The 23,797-nt window shown below is 61.2% G+C and carries 21 protein-coding genes and 1 pseudogene; 8 read left to right on the top strand and 14 right to left on the bottom strand.

Annotation, left to right across the window (positions count from 1 at the left end):
• Position 1 precedes the first annotated feature (1 nt).
• From AC1DS6_RS34910 to AC1DS6_RS34920, 3 genes are all read left to right on the top strand, one after another.
• Positions 2 to 652 (top strand): PRTRC system protein A, encoded by a 651-nt coding sequence (locus AC1DS6_RS34910; protein ID WP_477104180.1) that lies wholly within the window; start codon positions 2 to 4, stop codon positions 650 to 652.
• Complete coding sequence (locus AC1DS6_RS34915; protein WP_477104181.1) at positions 633 to 1,481, top strand: PRTRC system ThiF family protein; 849 nt, start codon at positions 633 to 635, stop codon at positions 1,479 to 1,481. Before AC1DS6_RS34910 ends, AC1DS6_RS34915 begins: the two co-directional genes overlap by 20 nt.
• A 113-nt stretch (positions 1,482 to 1,594) precedes the next feature.
• Entirely contained in the window at positions 1,595 to 2,074 is a 480-nt protein-coding gene (locus tag AC1DS6_RS34920; RefSeq protein ID WP_477104182.1) for an outer membrane lipoprotein, read from the top strand.
• A gap of 378 nt (positions 2,075 to 2,452) precedes the next feature.
• Here the strand turns inward: AC1DS6_RS34920 and AC1DS6_RS34925 are convergent, their stop codons facing one another.
• From AC1DS6_RS34925 to AC1DS6_RS34980, 12 genes and pseudogenes are all read right to left on the bottom strand, one after another.
• Complete coding sequence (locus AC1DS6_RS34925; RefSeq protein ID WP_253932980.1) at positions 2,453 to 2,935, bottom strand: hypothetical protein; 483 nt, start codon at positions 2,933 to 2,935, stop codon at positions 2,453 to 2,455.
• The gene (locus AC1DS6_RS34930; RefSeq protein WP_477104183.1) at positions 2,932 to 3,411 is read right to left on the bottom strand and encodes a hypothetical protein; all 480 of its coding nucleotides are present in this window, start codon (positions 3,409 to 3,411) and stop codon (positions 2,932 to 2,934) included. Before AC1DS6_RS34930 ends, AC1DS6_RS34925 begins: the two co-directional genes overlap by 4 nt.
• A gap of 397 nt (positions 3,412 to 3,808) precedes the next feature.
• A complete protein-coding gene (locus AC1DS6_RS34935) occupies positions 3,809 to 4,354 on the bottom strand; it encodes a hypothetical protein (RefSeq protein WP_477104184.1) in 546 nt (181 codons plus the stop codon).
• A complete protein-coding gene (locus AC1DS6_RS34940; protein WP_477104185.1) occupies positions 4,351 to 4,980 on the bottom strand; it encodes a hypothetical protein in 630 nt (209 codons plus the stop codon). Before AC1DS6_RS34940 ends, AC1DS6_RS34935 begins: the two co-directional genes overlap by 4 nt.
• 10 nt (positions 4,981 to 4,990) lie before the next feature.
• The gene (locus AC1DS6_RS34945) at positions 4,991 to 5,215 is read right to left on the bottom strand and encodes a hypothetical protein (protein WP_253932976.1); all 225 of its coding nucleotides are present in this window, start codon (positions 5,213 to 5,215) and stop codon (positions 4,991 to 4,993) included.
• Positions 5,216 to 5,353: 138 nt separating this feature from the next.
• Positions 5,354 to 6,190, bottom strand: coding sequence for a hypothetical protein (locus AC1DS6_RS34950; protein ID WP_253932975.1), 837 nt, complete (start codon positions 6,188 to 6,190; stop codon positions 5,354 to 5,356).
• A gap of 279 nt (positions 6,191 to 6,469) precedes the next feature.
• Positions 6,470 to 6,883: an HU family DNA-binding protein gene (locus tag AC1DS6_RS34955; RefSeq protein WP_253932974.1), complete on the bottom strand. Its 414-nt coding sequence runs from the start codon at positions 6,881 to 6,883 to the stop codon at positions 6,470 to 6,472.
• 143 nt (positions 6,884 to 7,026) lie between these two features.
• A complete protein-coding gene (locus tag AC1DS6_RS34960; protein WP_477104186.1) occupies positions 7,027 to 7,935 on the bottom strand; it encodes a tyrosine-type recombinase/integrase in 909 nt (302 codons plus the stop codon).
• Between the two features lie 1,640 nt (positions 7,936 to 9,575).
• Positions 9,576 to 10,085, bottom strand: a pseudogene (locus AC1DS6_RS34965) (peptidylprolyl isomerase); the annotation flags it as partial.
• Positions 10,086 to 11,150: 1,065 nt separating this feature from the next.
• Positions 11,151 to 12,803 carry an amidohydrolase family protein gene (locus AC1DS6_RS34970; protein WP_477104187.1) on the bottom strand — a complete coding sequence of 551 codons (1,653 nt, stop codon included), beginning with the start codon at positions 12,801 to 12,803 and terminating at the stop codon, positions 11,151 to 11,153.
• 62 nt (positions 12,804 to 12,865) lie between these two features.
• Positions 12,866 to 14,818 carry a CHAT domain-containing protein gene (locus AC1DS6_RS34975; RefSeq protein WP_477104188.1) on the bottom strand — a complete coding sequence of 651 codons (1,953 nt, stop codon included), beginning with the start codon at positions 14,816 to 14,818 and terminating at the stop codon, positions 12,866 to 12,868.
• A 451-nt stretch (positions 14,819 to 15,269) separates the two neighbouring features.
• Positions 15,270 to 16,619, bottom strand: a complete 1,350-nt coding sequence (locus tag AC1DS6_RS34980; protein WP_477104189.1) for a hypothetical protein — start codon at positions 16,617 to 16,619, stop codon at positions 15,270 to 15,272.
• Positions 16,620 to 16,992: 373 nt separating this feature from the next.
• Between AC1DS6_RS34980 and AC1DS6_RS34985 the strand changes: the two genes are divergently transcribed.
• From AC1DS6_RS34985 to AC1DS6_RS35005, 5 genes are all read left to right on the top strand, one after another.
• Positions 16,993 to 17,958 carry a LysR family transcriptional regulator gene (locus tag AC1DS6_RS34985; protein WP_477104190.1) on the top strand — a complete coding sequence of 322 codons (966 nt, stop codon included), beginning with the start codon at positions 16,993 to 16,995 and terminating at the stop codon, positions 17,956 to 17,958.
• A 133-nt stretch (positions 17,959 to 18,091) separates the two neighbouring features.
• Positions 18,092 to 19,060, top strand: coding sequence for a Bug family tripartite tricarboxylate transporter substrate binding protein (locus AC1DS6_RS34990; protein WP_477104191.1), 969 nt, complete (start codon positions 18,092 to 18,094; stop codon positions 19,058 to 19,060).
• Between the two features lie 10 nt (positions 19,061 to 19,070).
• The gene (locus tag AC1DS6_RS34995) at positions 19,071 to 20,294 is read left to right on the top strand and encodes a CaiB/BaiF CoA transferase family protein (protein ID WP_477104192.1); all 1,224 of its coding nucleotides are present in this window, start codon (positions 19,071 to 19,073) and stop codon (positions 20,292 to 20,294) included.
• 38 nt (positions 20,295 to 20,332) lie between these two features.
• On the top strand, positions 20,333 to 21,115 hold the full coding sequence (locus AC1DS6_RS35000; RefSeq protein WP_477104193.1) for an enoyl-CoA hydratase-related protein: 783 nt from the start codon (positions 20,333 to 20,335) through the stop codon (positions 21,113 to 21,115).
• The gene (locus AC1DS6_RS35005) at positions 21,112 to 21,960 is read left to right on the top strand and encodes an enoyl-CoA hydratase-related protein (protein ID WP_477104194.1); all 849 of its coding nucleotides are present in this window, start codon (positions 21,112 to 21,114) and stop codon (positions 21,958 to 21,960) included. The genes AC1DS6_RS35000 and AC1DS6_RS35005 overlap by 4 nt, the downstream gene beginning before the upstream one ends.
• A gap of 453 nt (positions 21,961 to 22,413) precedes the next feature.
• Here AC1DS6_RS35005 and AC1DS6_RS35010 read toward each other — a convergent pair whose 3' ends face one another.
• Together AC1DS6_RS35010 and AC1DS6_RS35015 are read right to left on the bottom strand one after the other, a co-directional pair.
• The gene (locus tag AC1DS6_RS35010; protein WP_477104195.1) at positions 22,414 to 23,430 is read right to left on the bottom strand and encodes a restriction endonuclease; all 1,017 of its coding nucleotides are present in this window, start codon (positions 23,428 to 23,430) and stop codon (positions 22,414 to 22,416) included.
• 242 nt (positions 23,431 to 23,672) lie between these two features.
• The coding region (locus tag AC1DS6_RS35015) for an IS4 family transposase (RefSeq protein WP_477104196.1) at positions 23,673 to 23,797 on the bottom strand (125 nt) is incomplete at its 5' end.

Genomic DNA, 23,797 nt, shown 5'->3' on the forward strand with positions numbered 1-23,797 from the left:
CATGAACCCTTTCGATTCTACATTGCAACGCTCCTTCCCGACCGTCATGGTCCCGACGAGGGAGCCCGTCGCGGGGATGACAACAGCAGGCGAGCGCTTGCTTGTCGCGAGCAACGGCGTATTCATCGAGATCTTTCGGCCCTGGATCCGGCTCATTCGCCGCATCAGCAGCTACGCCGTCTCAACGGCCATCCCCTATGGGGTTGTCGAGGAGGTGACCGAACTGCTGTGCGGCCGAGTTCCGCCAGAGTTGATCGGCGCCTTTGCCGAGCAGGCGAGGGCGGCGTGTCCTAATGAAACTGGTGGGTGGATTGTCTGGAACCCCGGGACCAAGGCGTTTCGCCTGGTTTCGGTGGTCGTGCTGTCGCATGACAGCGCCAGCCTCCGCTACGACCGACCGCAACTCGCCGACGGCGAAGTCCTGGTGGCTGACTGCCACTCGCACGGGTGCTTCGCCGCCGGCTTCTCAACGACCGATGACCAAGACGATCGCTTTGACGTGAAGTTTGCGGTTGTGCTTGGCCGCTGTCATACCCGAAGCATGGATGTTGCCTTGCGACTCTGCGCGAAGGGGATCTTCGAGCGTTCCCACAACATTCCGGTGTCCTGGTTGGATGCCGTTGGAGAAGCCAATGACGTTGCTGCAACATAGGATCCCGCCGTGCATGATCAGTGGGGCATGGAAGGTGGTCGTGGTTGGTGCCGGCGGCACGGGCAGCGCCCTGCTGCCGAACCTGGCGCGACTGCACCATGCCATGCTCGAGCTCGGCCATCCCGGTGGCATTGACTGCACCGTCTACGACGACGACACCGTGAGCGAAACCAATGTCGGCCGCCAGGGTTTCTACCCGGCGGACGTCGGCGGCTACAAGGCGCTGTTGCTGGTCAACCGGCTCAATGTCCTCATGGGCACACGATGGGTCGCGGTGCCCCGCAAACTCGCCGCCTCCGAGGCAGTGCACGCCGATCTGGTGATCGGGTGCGTCGATACCCGTGCTGCGCGAAAGGCGATCCTGTCGGCTTGTGGCAAGGGCGGGGGAAGTTACTACCTCGACTGCGGCAACGAAACGGACCGTGGCCAGGTCATCCTGGGGGAGATCAGACAACCTCACCCGGGGCGCCTGCCTCATGTGGGCGACCTCTTTCCGGATCTGATCGACCCGGCAGGTGACAAGGAAGACTCCGCGCCGTCCTGCTCGATGGCCGACGCACTGCGCAAGCAGTCGTTGGTCATCAACCAGGCGATCGGTGTCCAGGCCTTCAACCTGCTGTGGACTTTCTATCGAACCGGCGCACTCCCGTACTCGGGGGTGTTCGTGAACCTGGCTACCGGCCGGACCAATCCGTTGGCCTTGGACCCGGCAGCCTGGGCGAGATTTGGGTACGTTGACCCAGTTCCAAGCCCGGGCAAGAAAGAAGGCAGCAAGCAGCGCAGGTCGCCGCGCAGCCGCACCGGTGCGGCACAGGCAACGGCAGTTTGAACACCGCAATGTAGTAACCCGCGCCACTTTCTGTGGCGTGTTCCCTCAAGTCCCATCGGGCGAATGTCCATGCCCGATGGCATGGCTTCGCCCGCCTCAAGAAAGGTGAAACCATGAAAAAGCTATTTGCAACCATTACCGCAATCGCCATGCTGACCGGCTGCGCCGTCGAGCACACGTCCTCCAATGTCTACCGAGGCATGGAGGCGTTGCACGGCGGCCAGGTCGAGCACGCGTCGGTCGTACGGGTACGTGCTGTCATCATCCAGGGTAGTGTGACGCCGGGCTACGGCGCATTCTCGGGTCTTGCCGGCATTGCCGGTGCGATCGTGGGTTCGGTCGTTGGCTCGCAGGCCATCGGTGGTGGCCGTGGCAGGTATGTCGCCGCAGCCATTGCCGGCCCGGTTGCGGGTATCGTCGCGCAGCAGGTTGCTGAACGCGCGTCGAACGCCAGCCGGCAGGGCTATGAGATTGTCGTTCGCACGGATCTGGGGCGACTTGTGGCCATCACGCAGGATGCCGATCAACCGATTGCCCCTGGCGATCGGGTGATGCTCGTGTCCAGCGGCGGCGCCATGCGGGTAACCCGTTAGCAGTCCCCGGGGCCTCGCCCACAGCAATCAGCCGCTCCCCATGTTGGGGGGCGGCTTTTTTGTTTTTCGGCGGCTTTCGGGATGGGGGAGCGGTGGCGGCGGAGACGGTATAGTTCAGGGAACGATCCGACGGCTCAGTTCGGCCGAGGCCGTGAGGGGACCCGCGTTCGATGCGTCGTCGAGACATTCACGTGACAGCTCCGCTCAGCTAGCGGTCGTTCGATCGACGAGAGACGGCGTCTGGGGCACTGCCTATGTCTGCCGCGCTGGCGTCTCGATTGGAGGCTGCTAGCTATTTCGCCAGCCGATGCGGAGGACTTCGAAACGACTGGCGGCATAAAATCTATACAACGACGGGCACAGGACGTGATGCCCTTACTAAGCTGCTGGTGCTACCCAATTTGGATCGAGGTTCACGTTGTACTTTTTCGGGTCCAGGTTCTGCCTGATCCAGTAGTAGAAGGCTGTTATCCAATCCTCATTCTGTCCAGCAAGAGCGACGTAGTTAGGCAGCGCCTTGAGGATTGCCGCGAGCGCACATTCGTCCAGATCGTCCACTTCAACAGTTCCGCTGTCGCCTTGGTCGAAGTGCTTGATTGCATTGATGAGCAGCATGTCGTTGACCGCCGTTCCGGCAACCGCTCTCGTCTGTCTTGGCCCCCCCTTCTCAACTTCCATTTCGATGATCGAGTCAGTGAAGTTGCTTTGGCCGGTATTGAGAACGAGGCGGGAGAGGATGACGTCTGCCGCACCGGCAAGCGTGATAACTGAGAAGCGGTCGTTGCGTGCTACGAAGAGGCCGATTGCCGCCCGAAGCTGGTCTGCCGCAATCTGGAGGCGGGTGTAGGTTTGGGTGGTCATCGCGGCCTCATTTGCTTCGGTACGTTCTCATATTCAGCCACCAAGCGTGCTCCATCGTACTTCGCCCAAAGAAGGCGCAAGAATACGTTCATGAGTGGTTCGCCGCGTCCGTTCAACTTGATGTAGTCCAGTATGGCTCTGGTCAGCGCCTTCTCTGCCGAGTCATACAGGTCCATCTCCACCGTTTCGGTGTCTGTCTCCGCGAGATGCTTGTGGGCGGAGATGCCAAGCATCATCTCGATATGGTGGTAATAGGATTGGCGCGATGGCGTCTTCCCGGCCATTTGCTCACAGACTCGCCGCGCATAGTCAACGAAGGGTTCCTTGCCGGCTTGCGCCCGTAACATGCCGTCCAGCAAGCCGCTCGCCGCGCCGGCGAGAGTGATGACCGCGTGGTAACTGAGGCCGCGAAGAAATATGTCCACAGCCGCCTCAAGCTGTGTACGTGCAATATCGCTCTTCTGGAAGGTCGGCATATGGCGCGCACCGGGATTCGGATAGGCCGACTATACCAGTCCGGAATGCGGAGGCGGTTCGGTCCCCGCGTTTGTCTGCTTGTCCCGAGGCGAAGGGATCGAGACGGAGGCATGCCGATGCAACGCAAACGGAACTTCCGAACCGGTTCCTCCCAGATTCCTTAGCCTACGCGTGTCGGCCGATGATTTGCGAGCTGAGACGAAGCGCTGAATGACCGATGGACTTCGGAAGCTGACGTCGGAGCGGTGCTGGGGCGAATGACCGGTTGAATCCGCAGTTGAACTCGGCCGTTGCTCCGCATTCTGCGGTGGGCTATCAGCTTGACTCCAACCAGCCCACAATGCCGCGTTGAACCAAAGCAAAGAGCCACGCCCGGGTAGGGCGTGGCTTGGTACATCAGAGGTTGCTGCTGTCGACAAAATGCCAGGCGTGCTTGGCACATCGGATCGCGGGGTAGACCGAGAAGAACAGGCGGAAATCCGGCTGGCCGTTCTCCGCGAAGCGGTAGACGACAACGGGCTTGTTGTCCCAGTCCCTTTCGATGGTCCGTGCGGCGCCCGGCAGCGCGCGCAGCAACATGTCCGTCTCGTCGTCCGTTTCGGTGCGGCAGTACAATCCGAGCCGATACCTTGCCGAGCACGTGGGCTGCGCCTTCCGCATTTGCTCACGTAGGAGGCGCAGATACGCCTCCGGCCGCAATGCGCGGCCCTTGAGCCGAAGTCCTTCACTCTCGCAGGCTGCCGCGAGCTGACAGCCGTCCTCCAGCACTTCCTCCAGCCTCCCGATCGCGATGGCTCCCCATGACCGCGAGCGCCTGTTGTCGGAGCCGTAGCAATTGCTGTCGCCACCTTCCGCGAGCACGATGTAGCGGTCCTTAGCATCCGGGAACTCGCTACCGTCGACTCTGAGGGTGCGATGCGCGTACTCGATGCGGTAGCTCATGCCAATTCTTCTCCGAACAGGTCAGGTTGCGGGGCGGTTCCGGCCAGTGCGCGCGTCTGGACGTGGAACTGCGCGGGTTGGGCCCTCACTTCGGGGTCGTAGTAACTCCTTGCTGCGAACTGCGCGAACACGCGCCAGGCGTGGGGTGAGGCGAGATCGAACTCGATTCGCCACTGTTGCCCGACGGGGACAGCGGGAAACTGCGAAACCAGGCTATCTATGTCGACGATGCCCAACTCCTCGAGGAGGTAGCCGCCCTTGTTGCACCGCTCGACGCGGAGGTCAAAGGTGGCCACGCCGGAGAGGGCGATCTGCAGGTCCTCTGCTACGCGTGAGTGGCACACCCGCGGGGCGGTTCGCCAGGTGGCCAGGTATTTCTCTGGACTCACCTGTTGGCCATCCTGCAGGAGCCGACCGCGCACGGTCAGTGGCGCGCGAAGCCGGCAGACCAGTTGGATTGCACTGCTCGCCGGAAGCTGGAGATTGGGATGGCTCGTCAGTGCGGTCACATTGGTGTGGTGGCCGGTCTGGTCCCAGATGATCGGGAGTTCGGTAGAGGAGCCAGGGTACTCCCCCGGGTAGGTTCCCCGGAAGACGACGATAGCCCGCCGGATTTCGTTGGTCATGCCATGGCTCCTATTGCAGTCGGACGAACGGCGTGGCCGGGTCAGCAAACGGGTGTGCCGTTTGCGAGGCCCAGACTTGCTTGGCCGGGCGTCCGTAGACGATGACGGCGCCAGTGATTGGCGTGTCTTCGAGGTGTGTGATGCGCGGGTCGGTGGTGAGGCAGATACCAATGCTGGCCGTCTGCAGGCTGTCGAGCGGCTGGCAGTCGCCGAGCCGGGAATTGCTGAGGTCCATCTTTCGCTCCTTTGCGTCCTACGACGCAGTTGAAAGAAGCGCAGGGGAAACCCTGTCCCAAGGCTGCTGCCTGGCGAAAGGACTCCGGACGGACAAGCTTGATGGGGTTCCACCCCGGCACGAGCCAGGGCGGGGAGATTACGATTCTTGAGCGGAGTCGAAGTAGGCTCGCTCGTCGTCGGCGATACGAACGTGACCGACGGCCGCGAACAAGGTGCCGAAGTGGCGGACGGCCGCATAGGCGGCAAAGCGGCGAAGCACCGCGATTTCCTTCGGCGAAGGCTCGCGCGTGACAGCCATTGCGACATTGGCGATGGGACTTTGCGCCGGCGGACGATTCACCGTGATGGTGACGCGCGCCAAGGTCTCCCCATGCTTCTTGAGGTTCCCCCAGCCAAGCCGATAGGTTTGCGTCAGGCTATTGATAAGGGAGTGCGCCTTGTTGGACGTGCATGGACGCATCCTTCCTGTCGCTACGTCCAGGTGATGGATGTGCAGCGGCTGGCCCGTGATCGCCGGATCCCGCGCCTCCAGGACGGCGTTGCCCTCACGCTTGGTGATCTCGTCCAGATCCAGCGGGACGAGATGTGTCGCCGTGGCGGTCACGAACCAAAGCAGATCGGTGGCATTCCGCCATCCATCGAGGTAGGCGCGGTCGTGCTTGTAGAAGTCGTCCTGGTAGTGCTGCAGAGGCCTTTGCGGGCCTTCGATGAAGTCGCGCATCTGCTCGAACAGCGTTTGCGATGGGAAGCCCCGGGCCTGGATCAAGGCCATGGCGGCGGCGTCCTTCGTCTCGAAGTAGCCCAGGGTCTTGGCGCCTTGTTCCGCGCACCATTGGCCATTGCCGCCAATGAGCGCGCCGGCACGCAGGCCATTGATGGCCGAGTAGACGTCGTAGCGGCCGGATGCGAACGCTTCCAGGCGGAAGATTGGATTCTGGTCAGCACGGGCAGCCGGCTCGATTGCGGTAGTCATGATTCTCTCCTTTTGCCGAGTTCTCGGCGGTAAAAAGGAGATAAGCGCAAGAGAAGCGCATGCCGATGCCGACTGGCATGGACAGACGCTCTATGGGATGGCTGACGGGACCGCTTTCCGGTCCGCTTCTTGTGCTTCCTGCCGCTGATGCGACGCCACTATGATAGCGGGGTTCCGCGCTGGTTTGATAGCCAGTTTCGGTAGATTGCCGGCTCGTGGCGACGGAAGCCGAGGCCGGCATGGGTTAGGGCGGGCTGTCCCGGCCTAACCGTCCAATGCTCAGATCGCGGCGTCCTTGAGCTTCTTCAGCGGGCGGACCTTGACCTTGACGGTCGCCGGCTTGGCGGCGAACCACTGGTCTTCGCCGGTGAACGGGTTCTTGCCGAAGCGCTTCTTGGTCGCCGGGACCTGGGTGGCCACCACCTTGAACAGGCCGGGCAGGGTGAACTCGCCTGCGCCCTTCTTGTGCACGGCGCTCAGGACCGTGTTCTCCAGATGCGCCAACACGGTCTTCACGGTCTTGGCATCCAGCTCGGTTTTTGCGACCAGGTGGGCGAGCAGGCTGGACTTGTTAAACTTTTCCGCCAGTGGCTTGGCGACTGGGGCAGCTGCGGCGGCGGTCTTCTTGGCCGGTGCTGCCTTCTTGGCCACAGGCGTGGCGCTCTTCGCGACAGGTTTTGCTTTGGTTGCCATATGGATAGGTGCTCGTCGTATGTTGAGTGAGGCGCCAGCATGCCGGTGGCATCGGCGCTGCGTGGAGGATAGCAAAATCAGTGCGAACTGTGACCCACCGTCGCATTTCCGACACTTCCGCAGGTTCGATCATGCGGCGAGAATTATTCGATCGTGGCAGCGATTCGGTCGCAGGTCCTTGAGCTGACCAAGCCGAGCTGCTTGCTGACATCCTCGCTCGAGCGGCCAGCGAGCAGCTGGCGCCGGCAGAACGTATTGCGCAGGATCCGAGGGCTCATGTCGTCCGCCTCGAAAGCGATGGTCTCCAGTGTAGCGCGCACGATCCTGCCGAGGCTAATTTCCGTGATTGGCGTGCCGCTGGCCTTGAGCGAGAAGAGCAGATCCCCAGCGATCGGCAGGGCGGCACGGCGTTCGAGCCAGGCCGAAAGGATGGGTACGGCGAACGTGTCCAGATGCACGGTGCGGGTTTCACGCGCGCCATGCGCAGGAACATGAAGATAGGGCGGCGCGGCCGCGGGCTGCAGGTCGACCACCTGGGCAACTCGGCTCTCCGCGACCGTGACACCGGTTCCCAGGAAAAACGCGACGATTGCTCGGCTGCGCAGCATTGCGAGATCGTCGCCAACATGCGGCTGAACGTAAGCCTGCAGCCGGGCATCGGCGTCCTCCCGGAGGAAGATCGGAGCAGGGTCGTCCTTTGGCCACTGACCGTCGCGCACCAATTTCTCGGCAGGATTGCCTTGTCGCACGCCGATGGCCATCAGGTGGCGGCACAGCCGGTCGAGCAGTTTCAGGTATCGCATGCGGGTGGCTGTACTGTAGCTGCTAGCCTCCGGCAGTTGCCAGAAGGCGGCGATGTGGTCGGAGCCGAAGGTGGCCAGGGTCTCGTCGAGCGCGAACAGGTGCCGTCGGAAGTGTTCGAACATCGCCTGGTGCTGAACAATGGAGCGTGCGGAGAACGGGCGCCGGTCCGCGCCGGCGGCCTCGCGCGCTTGCCAGTCGGCATAGGCGAGGGTCGGATTAGTTAGCCAGAGGCGGTCGATTTGGTTCATTCCAGATGTTATATACTGAAAGTCGATCTTCGCTACCACCTACCGCCTCTTCGAGGCGGCTGCTGCTTCCAAACCGGGCCGGGGCGAATGCCACGAGGGGCGTGCCAGCGGTCCAACGACGTTTGGTAAGCTCCATCTTGCAGTGTTAGTTGGCGCTGGAGAGTCCGGAATGCAGAGGATAGAGATCCGATGGCTACGGTGGTTGCAACGCGGCGTGCAACAGGGTTTTCGCCCCGTGCCTTCGGTAGCGTCTTGAGGATGACGGGACGCTGGTCGGTTTGTGCGGGGTCTGAAGCTTCTGCGGGTGGCCGTCGGGCGGTGACGCTGGCCGGAAACGGCTGCGTCCCGCTCAGGATGGTGGCGTCTCAGGGCACCAAAGGGTAGATGGTAACTACCTGTGTCCACAAACCTTGAGAAGAGAGATGCGACAGGCCCTCCCGCCTCTTCTCTGCCATTGGTGTCCTAATTTGCTAACGTCCAGTTAGAAGAGTCAGCAGCCATCAGTGTGTCCCACAAGAAAATTTAATAGTGGTTGCGAGGTTGGCGTAGTCCACCCTCAGTCAGTCCCTAAACGCCCCGCCTCCCGCAATATCTTTTGGTGGTAGGCATGTCTGTTTCTTCGGATTGCTCATGTCACAGACAAAGGACCACGCGGTCCACGGTCCTTGAATCGCGTCCGCCGTCAGTTGGGACTTTCGCGCCGGAATGACGTCGCTGAGGCCATACTTAAGGGGATTCAGACATTCGTTAATCGGTCCTGGCGCCTCAAGGCAGAAAGCGACGGTCACTGGCGTCCCGCAATCGTTCTGAATCCGCTTGTACGCGTCCGCCACACCTTTTCCGCCTTGGACGATACGAACGCATTTGCGCGAGATGTACGGAGCGTGATCATCTTCTTGTTTCGTTGCGCTCGGTCGTGGCGACGGGACGCCATTCAGCGTAGGACCGCCTCCCTCGCCAGTCGTCGCGCCCAATTGTCTGGCGCTCGACTTCTCTTGTATCGGCGCCTGCTGCCGGCCACCGGAAGGTGTCGCAGCAATTAGCGTCGGCGTCCTGCCGCGCGGCGGTGTCGAATCGCTTGCCGAGGGCCATCCCGCATCATGATGGCACTGGTACACCGCCAGCCGTGGTGTGATGGTGTCACGGAAGTTCGGCGGCTCCCTGTTGATGGTCAGATCAGCGCAATCGCCAGTTGAGTTCTCCGCGCACCCGAGTAATGCGCGTTGCCGCGGCGTGTCAGTGATGCCGTAGGAGAGGTAGATGCGCATTCCATTGTTTTGAACGTTTGTGCTTGCTTCCCGCTGGAGCGTTACAAGATCTTGGAAGTACTCCTCCAACTCTGCTTTCGTGAGCATCTTCTCGCGCAGGGCCGCAAACTTTAGCGTGGTAACCTTTTGAAAGGCGCCCAAAAATGTCGCTTCGACCGGGCAGTTCGTGGAGGCCGGTGATCGCTCTTTCGAATCGGCGGCAGCAAGGGTTGTTGTCGCGCGTGTAGCACTGTGGGACGCGTTAGAGGCCACGGCACCGCTATCTGCGAGCGCGCCGCTCTTCTTCTTTGAGTCCGCTTTCTGGGACGTGGTGGAGACGCCTAGGGAAGCGGAATTCGATACAACCACGGTCCGGATAGGCGTCGTATCAACAGAAGCCGACGTGATGGTGATAGGGCTGATTGGAACGTTCGCATACCCGCGGACCGTTGTCGTCGCCACCGTCGCGATGGAATCCACGACATCCATCCCACTCACCACGCGTCCGAAGACCGCGTAGCCATACCCGTCTGGCTTGGGCGCATTCAGCGAAGGATTGTCTCTGAGGTTAATGAAAAACTGGGCGGTCGCGGAGTTCGGGTTCGCAGTTCGGGCCACGGCCAGCGTTCCCCGTTCGTTCAGGAGCCCATTGTTCGCCTCGAGGGGGATGGGCGCCCGGGTCGACTTTTCGGTCAAGTTGCTGTCAAAGCCACCGCCTTGAACCATGAATCCCGGTATGACCCGGTGGAAGATTGTGCCGGTGTACTGGCCGACGCGGACATACTGAAGGAAGTTATCGACGGACTTCGGCGCCTTCTCCGGATAGAGCTCGACGACGATATCGCCAGAGCTTGTGGAAATTTTGACGCGAGGCGCCTCCTGGGCGCTCACAAAGACGGGCATGAGCCCCGCCGCGACAAGGATGTACTTACAGAGCGAACGGGTGAGCATAGCGTCAGATCGTTGCAATGGGTCAGGAAAAAGTGTTGTGTGATTCTGATGGAAGGCGGGAAACACCGCATCCCCAGATTGGGTTATGGGGCGGAGATGTCGACTCTCCCCAACAGTGGGGGCGCGGCGGATGTCTTAGCCGCCATGTCCGCCCGTGTGCCGCTGTCTGACTTTCGGTCCTAGCGGAGCGGTTGCGCAAGGGCTGCTTCCCCGGGGTACAGCCGCCATTCGCCTTCCGAGCTGGCTCGCGATAACCACGGGAGGAGTGCCTTGGCGCGTCGGACGCCCATGGTCGGGATAAAGCCAGTTTCTGATATGTCTATTGAAGCGGCGCTCGCTTGCAGATCAGATTTCCAATTGCCCGATGACCGTGCAGGCGAACGGCGCTTCATGGCACGAAGCGTGCCGGACAGAATGGAAACGACGCCGCACACACTCAGGCCAGTCACAAGCGAGTGCGACTAAAAAAATGATGATAGCTGCTCCGAGGAACGGCCCGGGACAATGGCCGGTGGGCATCTTCATCGGCAGCCGGGCGCCCGTCGGAAATCGTGGGTTCGATTCTCGAAGAAATAGCGGAGGTGAAGAAGGGCGTTCCCCGCCAGAACTGCAGGCGGAAGGCGCGAAGGCAGTGCGCGGTGCCGTGCGAACCCGAGCGTCCGCTGTCTGGTCCACAGCCGAAGATTGAGCATCCCCGTCGTTCTTTACGGGAGCGTCGCCTTATGGCCGAGTGCGGCCATAGCATTGTCTGACGGTCAGTCCCATTCTTCCTTCTCGCGCGTGGACCGGCACTATGCCGGCCGGTCTCCGCGACAAAATGATCCGTTGCATACGACACTCACACGCGGGCTGCTCGACGAGGACTGCGAGACATTGCTGAACGAGCCGGTCCAAGCCGCGCGCGAGCAGCTCGGCATCGCCGAACCGGCGCGTTATATGGCCGCCATCCGGCACGAAAGCGGACGGAGCAAGGTCGTGCTCTCATGCCCTCATGCGGTCATCATGGAGCGGCCGGCGTCAGCCCACCTTGCGCATCCAGTCTGGCTCCGGCACCTTGTTAGCCGCATAGAACGTCTCGAGCCGCCTCCGGTTCACCATGCCGGACTTCAAGCCTAGGAACTCGGCCGCGTTGTGGCCGAAGAACGCGTTCGACAGGGTGGTCTGCCGCACGGTGACGCCGTGCTGGGCGGCTTCGACCTTGCCCATCACGTCGATGAAGTCCGACAGGTAATCGTCCACATTCTTCTGCGGCAGGATCATGGTCCAGTCGGTGCCGTACATCAGGCGCTCCCGCAGCACATGGTTGTCCGAGGCGGCGTACAGCGTCTGCAACACTTGAGTCATCTTCGACTGGTTGGAAAGAACGCCAGCGAAATAGCCGCTGTCGGCAAATATGTTTGCACCAGCCGACCCCGCCGCGCTGCTCATCAGATCGAGGAACTTGCGCGATTTGTCGCCCTGATGATCCTCCAGATTGGTGTCGCCGAAGTGGCCAAAGCTGGCCCGCAGGCCGGGGAACTTGCCCAAGGCCTTTGACCAGTACTCACTGCCGGCAAGGTCCAGGAATGCCTTGTCGGGCCCGTTCGAGTGATTGGAATGCGCCATGATTGGCACGCCGTTATCGGTGCAATACTTGAACAGCGTCTCCATGGCCGCGTCCAGATGCTCGCCGAATGCGGGATCCGATGCGGCCGCCGGTAGTCCGGGCTTGCCCACCCAAATCGTTTGGCCCGTGTTGCCCCACGGCGCAAATCCCATCGGCGGATACAACTTGACGCCAAGGAAGCCCTGGGTCTCCACGGCCCGCTTGACAAGGCGCATCGAATCTCCGATGCCATCCGCCCCCTTGGTCATCGCCTCCCGGAACGGGCAGAATGGTGCGAAGCCATGCACGCGACCGCCCAGCAGCACGGAAATCTCCCCCATCAGGTCGACCTGCTCCGCGAGCGTGGTCGGAGTTTGCTTACCCTGCGCCAGCCACCAGTCGTAGTCCACCATGCTGGCGACCACCAGGTCCACCTTGCGGCTCGAATTTCGTGAATAGGTCGTCAGGTAGTCGATCGCATTGACATGGCGATGGTTGAAGTTGTGCAGGATGAACCGCAGATACCCGAGAAGCGTGGGATTGGAACCCAGGACGCCAGGTTGTGTCCGCTTCGCCTCGAAGCCCTTGTAGGTGGGCGGGAGCGACCGGATCGCGTCTTCCAGGCGAGAGCCACCCTTTGTCTTCGGCCCCAGCACGGCGGCGCCCTGAGGCGTCTGATTGAGCGTCTGCGCCGCAGCTTGCAGCTCGCGCCGCCCCACTGCGTAGCCTTCCTCAAAGGCAGGCGCGGCCAGCGTTCTCAATGTCTCCGCACCCCCGCAGTTCCGCATCTCGGCGGCGTATTGCGCGATGGCCCTCCGCTCGCTTTCCGCATTGGGGGCCAGATGCCAGCCCAGCGTCTGCAGAACGGCACCCATAGCGTTGGCAAACGGGTACAGCTCGGAGCCCTGTTGGACCGTCGTCTTGGCGAAGAATTGGCGAATCTGAAGATCCCGCCCGTTGAAGATGTGGGTGTGCACGTCGATAGTCAACGGTGCATTTACATCCGAAATGGCTGGGTCGGTCTGGCATAGCGGTGCTGTGCGACCAATGCTCGGCACGGGTGCGAGACTGGCGGCAAGCGCCACGAGGAAGTTCCGTCGGCTAAAGGGCGTCGTCATAGTTACACTAATGTCGGAAGAGGTGGGATTCAATAGCGAAGGGTTGCGGCCGGGTCGCCGTAGTAGGCGTAAAGCAGTCCCAACGGATTCTTCTTTTCGGCATAGAGTTCACGACGGACCACCGTCAACGCGTCGCTCACCGCTTCGCCCTTGCCGAGCTTGTCGATCAGGCGGGTAGCTACCTCGTGGCCGAGCGGAATCCAGACAGAGACTTCCGTGACGACCACGCCCTCGGCGCCGAGCTGGAACAAGGCGTCCTGCAGCTTGACGTGGGGAAGATGGGTCGACGGGCCGGTTTCGCAGGCGTTGAGAATGACGAGCGGCATGCTGGTCAGGTAGGGAACGCGCGATTCGAGATCCTCGGCGGACATGATGTTCAGCAGGTTCTCGAGGGTTTCGCTGGTCACGAGGTCGCCGGTGTTGAATTCCAGTTGCGGGCCACTCGTGAAGTCGGCCGGAGTTTGCGCGCCGGACGAGGCATGCAGGAATGTCAAGATGGCGGAGACTTGCCGGCGATCCCGTGTCAGCGCATCGTTCAGCAGTTTCGGGCCGGAGTCCACCACGAGCGGTTCCTTGAACGTGATCTGCTTCAGTTGCGCTATCTGCTCAATGGCCCGGTGCACGCTGTCGTCCGCGCTTTTGCCGTAGCGCGCAAACACCACCGTGGGGACGATTGGTTGGCCAACTTGTACGCCTCGTCCCGCGCCACCGGTGCTGGTGCGCAGCACGCTCAAGCTGAAGCGCATGCCCCAGAACTTGTTCGGATCGACCGACGGGCCAACCGGATGAAGATACTGCCACGGCAACGAGATCCGATCGGTGATCACTTTCAGGCGCAAGGGCCTGGCCCTAGGTTGATCGGCCGCGGATTCGATCTGGCGAATCGCCGTCCGTAAATCGGATTCTTGCGATTTCGTAAAGAGATTCCGGTACAGTTGTCGTCCGCTTGCCGCGATCGTCTCCGCAACGACCTTCGCTTCGGAATCGTTCAGCTTGAGGGTGGTCTGCGATGCGTCGGACACCGCCGCATTCACGCCCGTGGCACTGAGCCGATCGAGAAACTCCCCTTGCAGGCTGACGGCCGACATCACGCCGTACGAGGTCTTCGTCATGGCGTCCACCATAGTTGCGTCGTCCACGCCTGAGCGAAACTTTCTTCGCGCCCCACTGGCGTCGAGCATGAGACTGCCGATCAATGCCTTCATCTCCGCGCTGACCGGCTCGATCTCGATGCTGACATAGCGTCCGAGTTCCTCGTTCGCGTAGAGAATGAGGTCAGGCTGCCATGCGGAGGACGCCGCGGACGGCTCGACCGCCTTCACCGTCCGCGTCGACACCTCGGAGCCGACGGCCGCCGTTGCCGGCGTGGCGTTTGCCGCATCGACAGCAACATCGATGCTCAGCCGGTCGTGCTCGGTTCCGGTCGTGTCATTGATGATCAGGATCTGCAACGTCGCCGTGTAGGCGCGGCCATCCGCAGATGCCTGAGGGGTGAACGCAAAACTGGCGTCGTTCGATCGGCGCGCGTCGGGCTTGTAAACGATGTGCCTTAGGGAGTTCGCACGCGGCTCGCAGAACGAACAGGCGAGCACCACGCTCAGCGGGACATCGGCCTTGCTTGTGCGAATCTCGGTGGCGACAATTTGTGCCTCAAGGATCGACAATGGATCCTGCGGACCGAGATGGAACCGCAAGGTGGTGGCCTGTCCCGATTTCAAGACCTGGCGCTTCGGGAATGCGCTGCTTTTTGGCAACGCCGGAGACAGGCTGGCGTTATAAACGACGGGGCCATCTGCCCGGGCAGGCGGCGGTGGTGCGGGCACTGCTGTTGCCAAAGCTGCTGTGACTCCCGATTGCGCAATTGCAGTGGATACTTCCGTGTCATAAACACTGGAACACGCAGCCAGCGCCATGGCGAGCCCTATGAGCCAGATGTGTCTGGCGAATGAAAATCCCCGGCGTTGGTTTTTGAATTGAATCATATGTCTTCCTCCCTGGAAGCAAATTTATTCAACCACCGGAAGATGTCAACCCCTCCCCAGGATGGGCAAATATTGCAGTTCCAATTCCCGCGCGCGGATCATTTCATGCTATTGGCAGCTAACGACTGAGGATTCAACCGGTCGATCATCCCGGCGGGCGTGTCGGAAAGCAGTCACTGATCGTTGAAGCTGAGCAGCAGCCAGAGGTATGCGAAATGAGTCGGCAGCTACCCGATTGGATTCGAGGGAAAGTACGATCTCAATGCTCATAGATCTCCCTCACCAATCTCGGGAACGGGCCGTGCGGTGCCTTTTCCCGCTGCGCACGATGGGCCTGCTCAAACCGCCCGCGGGCCGAGCCCCCGCCCCGAGTGCGGCAACGCGACGATGATCCAAAAGGACGGTTGCGGTTTCAGCACGTCGTGCGGGTACGTCGGCGCGTGCGGTAATCTCAGCGCATCAGCAGCGACACGTTCGGCCAGCGCGCAACGGAGGGTTCCAGCGCGGCGTAGAGATCCGGCCGATGCGGCGCGACGACCACGACCAGCTTTCTGTCGCCAAGGTATTCCTTCAGGCGCCTGAGTACTTCGTGCGTGCCGGATGACGAGGCGTGGTCGGTGGTTCCGACGTTGATCGTGAACGGGTCGCAGTCCTGCGGGATATTCATCTGCTCGAAATAGGCGTGCCCGTCCTGGCGTGTGAATAGTTCGGCTGCGTCAACGTGGACGCTGCAATTGCTCGAGGCGATGCCTTCCATGTCCAAGACCCGGATCACGAAGCGGTTGAACGCCTGCGCGTCATCGGAGCTCCTCGGGATGTAGGTCGCCTGGAGACGGGGTTGGTTGTCCACCAGTCCCCGAATCGTCCGGAGGCCGACCTGGTCCGGGATGGTCTCGAACGAGTGGTCGAGAGGATCGAAGGCCTGGCCGTCGTCCTCGACCACCAGTTCGGTCCCGTCCAGCATGATGGCGACCCGCCGCGCCTTGCCCTTGCGCACATGCAGGCAGTTCAGGACGTATTCGCTCAAGACGTTGGCGACCTCGCGGGTGGCGGCCTGGAACTGCGCGCGAAACGCATCATGGTCGAACAGCTTGCGCAGGCGCCTCGATGTCATTTCCTCGGATCCCGCACCGAGGAACAGCTCAAACGGATCCCTCGGCGTGCGTTGGAGCTCATCCGTGTCCACGATGCCGGGGTAGTAGCGCGTGGCGACGGTCGGATGCGCGTCGAGCATGTCGCAGATGTCCTCCCAGCACCAGACCTCCACGAAGTGCCGCCGCTGCCACGACTCGTTGATCCGGTCAACGAGCGCCGAGATCTCGGTGTCCCGTGAGATCGTCGTGGCCACGTAGAGCTTGTCCAACCGCGGCTGGAGCGACTTCGATTTCTCGTAGACTTCGTTCAGCTCGGCGGCCCTCAATTCGCCGCCAAGATGCTCGGTCTTCAACTTGCACTGGATGCCCACGTTGTGCCAGTCGGGGTGGTCCGCTTTCCCCACGATGTCGACGCCGTGCTGTTCCTGGCCGCGCCGCCCGTACTTGCGACCCGACACCAAGGTGCGCTCCGCTTGGGCGAGTCGATAGCACATGTCCTCGAAGTCTTCCCAATGCGCCGGCATGGGCCACTGGATCTTCATGCTCATGGTGGTCATCTCCTCAAGAGAACGCATTGTCGCACCGACGGCCGGGCCGACGGCGAGCCACAGCAGGAGGCGGGCGAAGATGGCGCGTTGCTGTCCGGCCAGCGCCGTCAGCAGGTCTGGCCGTCGACGGTCGCCTACGTCGCCTGCCTCATGATCCACCGCTACGCGATGCTGGGGGGGCTCGACGAGGGCGGCTTGCCAGATTGTTCCCCATCAACAATACCCAAAGCAGCCAGTCGCAGCAGACCGCTCCTGACCGGCAAGCGCCGGCCAAAAGCAAAGGGCGACAGGCGGGATCCGACCCCTTGCCGTCATTCGGATCGCCGCGACGGCAACGGCCGTTCTCAAAGTACAACCGCCATCGCCTCGCTTACCGCGATCAGCAGGTCATCGGCCGAAGCGAACGTACGTCGGACTGCAAAATGTTCGATAGCTGCAGGCAGTCGCGACGCCGGGGATTTTTCGTTCCTTCACCAAAATCCGCGTAGCTCCTTTCCTATAGCTACTATCATGTGGCCATCTCAATGATGGCGTGGAGCCCGAAATTAAAGCAGGCAAAAAAGCTAACCCGACATCCGGTCTGGACCGCCTGGGCAATGTTGACTTCCATACCTTGTACGCGCTTGCCGCCCTGTTGCGAGGGCGCAGCGTATCGCAGGCGGCGGCCCAGATGGAGGTGTCGCAGCCGGCTATGAGTCGAACCCTCGATCGCCTGCGCAACGTCTTTCAGGATGCCCTGCTGGTGCGTGAAGGCAACCATATGCTGCTGACCTCGCACGGCAAGGAATTGCTGCCGATCGTGGAAAAACTGCTGGAAACCACGGCTCAGTTGGCAGGCGCCAATGCGCCCTTCGATGCCGCCACCCACGTGCGACACTTCTCGCTGGCCTGCAATGAGCATATTCAGCTCTCGCTGGCCCCCTCCTTGCTGAGCGCACTGCGGTCCGCCGCCCCCTCCATCACGGCGCAGTTCAGTCCATTGCATCGGAGCGGCGCCGTCGATGCGTTGGCAAGCGGCGAACTCGATCTCTGCATTGGCTCGGCCTGTCCCTCCGCACCCGGGATCCGCACTCGGCTCCTATATTCCGAGGCGTTCGTCTGTGTGATGCGCAAGCCGCGCAATACCGGAGGGAATGTACGGATCAGCCTGAAGGACTTCTGCAACCTGCCCCACCTGGACGTCTCGCCAACCGGCCTTACCCTGCTGGGTGAACTGATCGACCGGACCATCCGCAAGCAAGGTGGCTCGCGCCGGGTGGTGTACACCATTTCCAGCTTCATGGCGGCGCCGCAGATCGTCAGCGAGACCGACATGATTTGCGCCATCCCGGCAAGGACAGCCAGGCGACTGGCCTTGCCAGGCAACGTTGTGGTGGCCGAGCTTGCCTTCGAGGCGCCTGCCACGGATGTCTCGATGTTTTGGCACAACCTCACCCACCGCGACGCGGCCTGCGCTTGGCTGCGCACCGAGATCAGCCACGCACTCCCCGCGCAATAAAGGTTACAAGTCATACCAGTAGTGGTATGGCTGATATATACCCGCCCCAATTGGTGCCGTGTCTGTGGCTGCCTATTCTGCAGCCATGCGAGCCAGACAGAGCTCGCCCTCGATAAGTTAGCGTGGAGACAAGATGAACAGACGCACCTCACTGCGCCTTGCCGGAGCGGTCACATTGCTCTTGCTGGCACTGCCCTTCAGCGCGGGCGCCTACCCTGATAAGCCAATCCGACTGGTAGTATCGTTCCCGCCCGGCAGTGGTGCTGATACCACTGCGCGCTATGTCGCGCAGAAGCTCGGCGAGCGGCTGGGCAAGCCGGTGGTCGTGGAGAACCGGCCCGGTGCCAACAGCTTCATCGCAGCCACGGCCGTGGCCAGCGCCGACGCCGACGGCCACACGATCTTTCTGGCCAGCAATTCACCGATGGCGACCAATGTTGCCATCTTCAAGCGCTTGCCATACAACCCCGTGAAGGACTTCGCACCGGTGGCCCGGTTGACGCGTGGCGTGATGGCGGTGGTGGTGCCAGGCTCTTCGGGTGTGAAAACGATTGGCGATCTGGCAGCACGCAGCCGGGCCCAGCCGGGCACGCTCAACTATGGCGCCGGTGCGGCCTCCTACCAGGTCGCCACCGAACTCTTCCTTCAACTTGCGGGTGGCCGCGCTACGCCGGTGCCTTACAAGGGCGTGGCGCCGGCTTTGTCGGACCTGGCCGGCGGCCAGCTCGACTTTGCCTTTGTCGACCTCGGCGCCGTCGTTCCCTTTCTCCAGTCCGGCAAGGTTCGGATGCTGGCTGTGACCGGCGACCGGCGCTTCGACGCTTTCCCCAAGGTGCCGACGCTGCAGGAGTCGGGCTTCCGGGACTACTACATGGTCAACTGGACCGGCGCATTCGTTCCGGCTCGTACGCCGGCGTCCGTCGTCGACCTGCTAGACAAGCAGTTGCAGGCGATCTACCGCTTGCCCGAAACAGCGATGAAGGTGCGGCAATCCTACGGCGAGCCGTTTGTTGGCGATGCCAACGAACTGAGGCGCTTCCAGCTTGAGGAAATCAGCCGCTGGGAGCAGGCAGCCCGGCAGGCCGGGATGCAGAAACAATGAGAGCCATATCATGACGACGAACCTGACCAAGAGCGTCACCGACCAATTTCTGGCTCGCCAGCTTCCCCTTGCCGGCCTTACCGTACTCGACCTGGGCCAGATCTATCAGGGTCCCTACTGCGGCTTCCTTCTGGCGATGGCCGGCGCCGACGTGATCAAGATCGAACCACCACATGGCGAGCCGGTGCGCGCGCGCCGCGAGTCGCTGTTGCCCCTGGCCATGCTTAATTCCAACAAGCGCGGCATCACGCTCAACTTCAAGACCGAGCAAGGCCGCAGCGTCTTTCGTGACCTGGTGGCCAAGGCAGACGTGGTGCTCGAGAACTTCATGCCGGGCGTGATGGAGCGCCTCGGCCTCGGGGCCGAGGCGCTGCTGGAGATCCAGCCTCGCTTGATCTACGCGTCTGCCTCGGGCTACGGGACCAGTGGGCCGAATCGCGATCATCTTGCCATGGACCTGACCATTCAGGCCATGAGCGGGGCCATGCACGTGACCGGCTATCCCGACAGCCCCCCCCTCAAGGCAGGGCCGGCCATCAGCGATTTCCTGGGCGGTATCCACCTCTATGGGGCCATCGTCTCGGCCTTGTTCGAGCGCGAACGCAGCGGCCGCGGAAGGATTGTCGAGATCGCCATGCAGGACACGATGTATCCTGCTCTCGCCTCAAACCTGACGATGTACTACGAGGACCCGGAACGCAATCCGCGCACCGGAAACCGGCACGGGGCGCTCGCAATGTCGCCCTACAACACCTACTCGGCGAAGGATGGCTACATTGCCATTATCTGCGTCACCGAAGGCCACTGGCCGGGGCTGTGCCAGGCGATGGGGCGCTCTGAGCTGGGCAGGCAGGAACGCTACGCGACGCACGCCTCGCGTTGTGCGGTGATGAGCGAGGTGGACGAACTGGTTGCCTCCTGGGCCTGCAACCTGACGCGCGCCGAGATCATGGCGGCCGGCCAGGCCCATCACTTTCCCTGCGCGCCGGTACGCACGCTCGATGAGGTTGTGCACGACCGTCATATGCACGAGCGCGGCATGCTGAACTATGTGACGCATCCCAAATTGGGCGAGGTGGTCCTGCCCAACAGCCCCTTGCGCTTTCACCAGTCCCCACCGTTGGCACTGAGGCCCAACCCGGACCTCGGCGAGCACAACGAGGCTGTACTGAGCGAGCTTCTCGGACTGTCGCCCGCGGCAATCGACACCCTGCGCCAGCAAGGCGCGTTCTGAAGCAAGAACCAGTCCCCAGCCAAGAGAAAACGCCAGCCATGTCAGATTTCGTCCAGATTTTCCGCGATGACGGCATCGCCGTCATCACGCTGAACCACCCGCATACCCGCAATGCCATTGCAGACGAATCCTGCATCCAGGCCATCGTCACGGCGCTTGCGGAGATCTCCGCCGACCCGGCCCTGCGCGCGGCCGTCCTGACCGGGGCCGGGCCCGCATTCTGCGCCGGCGGCAGCCTGCAGTCGCTGGGCCAGTTCGCCGCGGGCGAGCCGATCGCCAACGAAGAGCGCTACCGCAATGGCATCCAGCGCATCCCGCGAGCCTTCCAGCAACTCGACATACCGGTGATCGCCGCGGTCAACGGCCCCGCCATTGGTGCTGGACTGGACCTGGCCTGCATGTGCGACATCCGCATTGCCTCGACCCGCGCTACCTTTGCAGAGAGCTTCGTCAAGCTTGGCCTGGTGGCGGGTGACGGCGGCGCCTGGCTACTGGCACGCACCCTGCCTCTGGCGCGCGCCTATGAAATGGCGCTCACCGGCAACGCCATCGATGCACAGCAGGCGCTGGAGTGGGGTCTCGTGTCGCGCCTGGCCGAGCCTGAGACATTGACGGACGCTGCGCTGACGCTTGCGCGCGCGATCGCCGCGAACCCGGGGCACGCGGTCAGGATGACGAAGCGCCTGGTGGACGCGTCCCTGCTCAACACGCTCGACTCCGTGCTCAACCTCTCCGCCAGCATGCAGGCGCTGGCGCACACCACCGAGGCGCACCGCCAGGCGCTGCGCTTGATGACTGAACGCGTGGGGAGCAAATCATGAGCGCGGCCAGCCCCAGCATCAACGAGATCATCCTCTGCGAAGTGGCGGACCGGATTGCCGTCATCACCCTAAACAGGCCGGACCAGCTCAACGCCTGGAACCCTGAGATGGAAGCCGGACTGCGCACTGCGCTAGAGCGCTGCCAGGACGATCGCGAGGTCCGGGTGATCGTATTGACCGGGGCCGGAAAGGCCTTCTGCGCCGGCGCCGACCTGTCGGCGGCGCGCGCGCGGCTGGCAGAGTCCGGCCCGCGACACGTCAGTAGTACGGCGGCTCACGCGCCCAACGATGTCGCCGCCAGGGAGGACTTTGGCCAGCGCTACAGCTATCTGCTGTCGATCGGCAAGCCGATCATCTGCGCTCTGAACGGCGCGGCAGCCGGTGTGGGGCTGGTGCTCTCCCTCTATTGCGATATCCGCTACGCTAGCCGCGAAGCGCGCCTGGTACCAGCCTTCGTGCGGCGCGGGCTGCCCGCCGAACACGGCATTGCTTGGATCCTGCCCAGGCTGATTGGTCTGTCTCGTGCGCTCGAATGGCTGATCAGCGGCAGGTCAATGAGCGCACAGGAGGCGGAACAGGCCGGCCTCGTTTCAGCCGTGCTCGAAACCGATGGCTTTCTGCCAGAGGTCCTCGAACGTGCCGCCGCATTGGCTACCCTGTGCTCCCCCAGTGCAATGGCGGCGACCAAGCGGCAGTCTTACCTCGCGCTCGGCCAGACTCTGGGTGAAAGCGTGGCGCTGGCCGAGCGCGAGATCGCGGCTTTATTGCAGGGGAGCGACTTCCGTGAGGGTGTGGCGGCCTTCCTCGGAAAACGCCAGCCTTCGTTTGCGGGACTGGAACGCTGAGCGACCCGCAAGCACGCCGCTAGCGTACGCCCGAACGTCCGATACGAGGAGTAGACCGGACATTGGGATGTCTGGACGCAAGCGTTGGCCGATGTCCGAAATTGGCCGTCAACGGTCCTACGCGGGCGCATTGAACCCCTGTGGCACACGGCCAGTCCAGCGAATTCCGGTTTCCTACAGCAGGACATTCGATTTAGGAAGCCTCCGGGTCAATGGCCGTCAACGCATTACCCATGGTGAAGTTCTTGGACGAACCGGGACACGCCCGGCAAATGTGCCGCAAACGTAACATAACATTTATTATGTTAAGTAATTAACATGTGAGCGACGCGCGATGGCGAAGCGGCTCGCCTGTTCTGCCCCGAAATTGAGACAAAAAACCAGGCGCCTGGAGATCGCACTTTCGCAACCTCCTCCATCTCCCCATCTCCCCATCTCGCCTTGCCGGCACTGCTAATTTCGTACGATTCCAGTGCCTGGCGTCCTCAGTGTCATCAGCCATTTAGCAACACCCTCTTTGTTGACTTCCTCAATTGGATATCCACGGGAGACGATTGTATTTCGAGCACCCACACTTAATTCTGAGCTTGTCACAATCAAGCCAAAATGTGCGTCGGCAAACTGGACGTCTGTCATAAGACCTTTGACAACAACCTTCTCCACTTTGTCTTTTTGTCTCTTACACTGAATGATCCCGTGCGGAGCGTTTTCGCTTTCATCCGGCAGCCAGATGCGAATATCGACTCCGTCATCATTCCCACCCGGCCCTAGCTCCACTTTGTATCCGACTCTAAAAAAATACTCGGCGGTTAGTTCCTCGAACTTGCGCCAATGCATCTTTCCAATAGACTCTGGATTTTGACTAAGATAGTCAATGAAACGTTGATCAATGAATTCTCCATACGCCGGTTTTGTCTTGCCTCCTGCAAACAAGGAGCTTAATTTTTCGATATTTCTCCACTCCGTGTAACGCACAATACTGTGCGGGCTCAAACTAACGACTCGATTAAAAGTTTCGATCACCTCCATGGAAATTCTAAGACCTCGCTCTCCATACTTTGCAAATACATTGCGCATGAAATCCGTAGGATCCATCGACTTTACTCCTTGCCGCATGGCCTCTTCCATCATGATTCGAGCGTGGGAATGATACAGCCTCATGACTCCTTCGTATGTGGCGAGGTCGGCCTTTTTATACTTGTGATAAAGAGACGCCATACTAGCGACTGCGCCGCCATGTTCTTCGGTTGTGTATCCGACTCGATGGAGCAATTTGTAGAAAAGTTCTTCGTACTCTTCTGACCGAAGTCGAACCGTACGAATTTCAGATCTTTTAATGACGTCTGGATATCCTGTTCCCGCGAGGTGGTCACAAATTTCCTCCGCGGAAAGCGCAAGTCCTGCTTTGTAGCCAACTGTTTCATTGAGTGAATCAGCTAGCGTTTCAGGATTAAACCAAATTCCGGCCATGCATAACCTCCAGAAGATCTTAATTTGACAATCAATCTGACATTTTTGTAAATACAACCTGAAACATAGATTTGACCACACAACTCACTTGGTTGATCCTCCTGCCCTGGTGAAATTGCACCGACGAAATAGAGGCTTGGGCACAAAACTCAAATATTATGGTTAGTATCCAGCGACCACATATAATCCGAACAATTTGAAAATTGCGTAGGCACCATATAACGCATCTCCTTATACAGAAGTCATGAGTCCTCAGCCCGTAGCGCCAGGATCATGAACGCAGCATCCATGGTTCGCTGCATGCCGATCCAGATCGTTTTGGCGCCGGGCTCGCCATCACTCTTGCGGCCCAGGAAACCACCCAGTG

Source organism: Cupriavidus sp. 05L310, from assembly GCF_056398185.1.

Coding starts and splice junctions, on each gene's coding strand:
- AC1DS6_RS34935 (WP_477104184.1), bottom strand. CDS start 4,354: ATGAGCTACCGCATCGAGTACGCGCATCGCACCCTCAGAGTCGACGGT.
- AC1DS6_RS34945 (WP_253932976.1), bottom strand. CDS start 5,215: ATGGACCTCAGCAATTCCCGGCTCGGCGACTGCCAGCCGCTCGACAGC.
- AC1DS6_RS34955 (WP_253932974.1), bottom strand. CDS start 6,883: ATGGCAACCAAAGCAAAACCTGTCGCGAAGAGCGCCACGCCTGTGGCC.
- AC1DS6_RS35010 (WP_477104195.1), bottom strand. CDS start 23,430: ATGGCCGGAATTTGGTTTAATCCTGAAACGCTAGCTGATTCACTCAAT.
- AC1DS6_RS34960 (WP_477104186.1), bottom strand. CDS start 7,935: ATGAACCAAATCGACCGCCTCTGGCTAACTAATCCGACCCTCGCCTAT.
- AC1DS6_RS35005 (WP_477104194.1), top strand. CDS start 21,112: ATGAGCGCGGCCAGCCCCAGCATCAACGAGATCATCCTCTGCGAAGTG.
- AC1DS6_RS34920 (WP_477104182.1), top strand. CDS start 1,595: ATGAAAAAGCTATTTGCAACCATTACCGCAATCGCCATGCTGACCGGC.
- AC1DS6_RS34910 (WP_477104180.1), top strand. CDS start 2: ATGAACCCTTTCGATTCTACATTGCAACGCTCCTTCCCGACCGTCATG.
- AC1DS6_RS34930 (WP_477104183.1), bottom strand. CDS start 3,411: ATGCCGACCTTCCAGAAGAGCGATATTGCACGTACACAGCTTGAGGCG.
- AC1DS6_RS34975 (WP_477104188.1), bottom strand. CDS start 14,818: ATGATTCAATTCAAAAACCAACGCCGGGGATTTTCATTCGCCAGACAC.
- AC1DS6_RS34995 (WP_477104192.1), top strand. CDS start 19,071: ATGACGACGAACCTGACCAAGAGCGTCACCGACCAATTTCTGGCTCGC.
- AC1DS6_RS34950 (WP_253932975.1), bottom strand. CDS start 6,190: ATGACTACCGCAATCGAGCCGGCTGCCCGTGCTGACCAGAATCCAATC.
- AC1DS6_RS34940 (WP_477104185.1), bottom strand. CDS start 4,980: ATGACCAACGAAATCCGGCGGGCTATCGTCGTCTTCCGGGGAACCTAC.
- AC1DS6_RS34990 (WP_477104191.1), top strand. CDS start 18,092: ATGAACAGACGCACCTCACTGCGCCTTGCCGGAGCGGTCACATTGCTC.
- AC1DS6_RS34925 (WP_253932980.1), bottom strand. CDS start 2,935: ATGACCACCCAAACCTACACCCGCCTCCAGATTGCGGCAGACCAGCTT.
- AC1DS6_RS34915 (WP_477104181.1), top strand. CDS start 633: ATGACGTTGCTGCAACATAGGATCCCGCCGTGCATGATCAGTGGGGCA.
- AC1DS6_RS35000 (WP_477104193.1), top strand. CDS start 20,333: ATGTCAGATTTCGTCCAGATTTTCCGCGATGACGGCATCGCCGTCATC.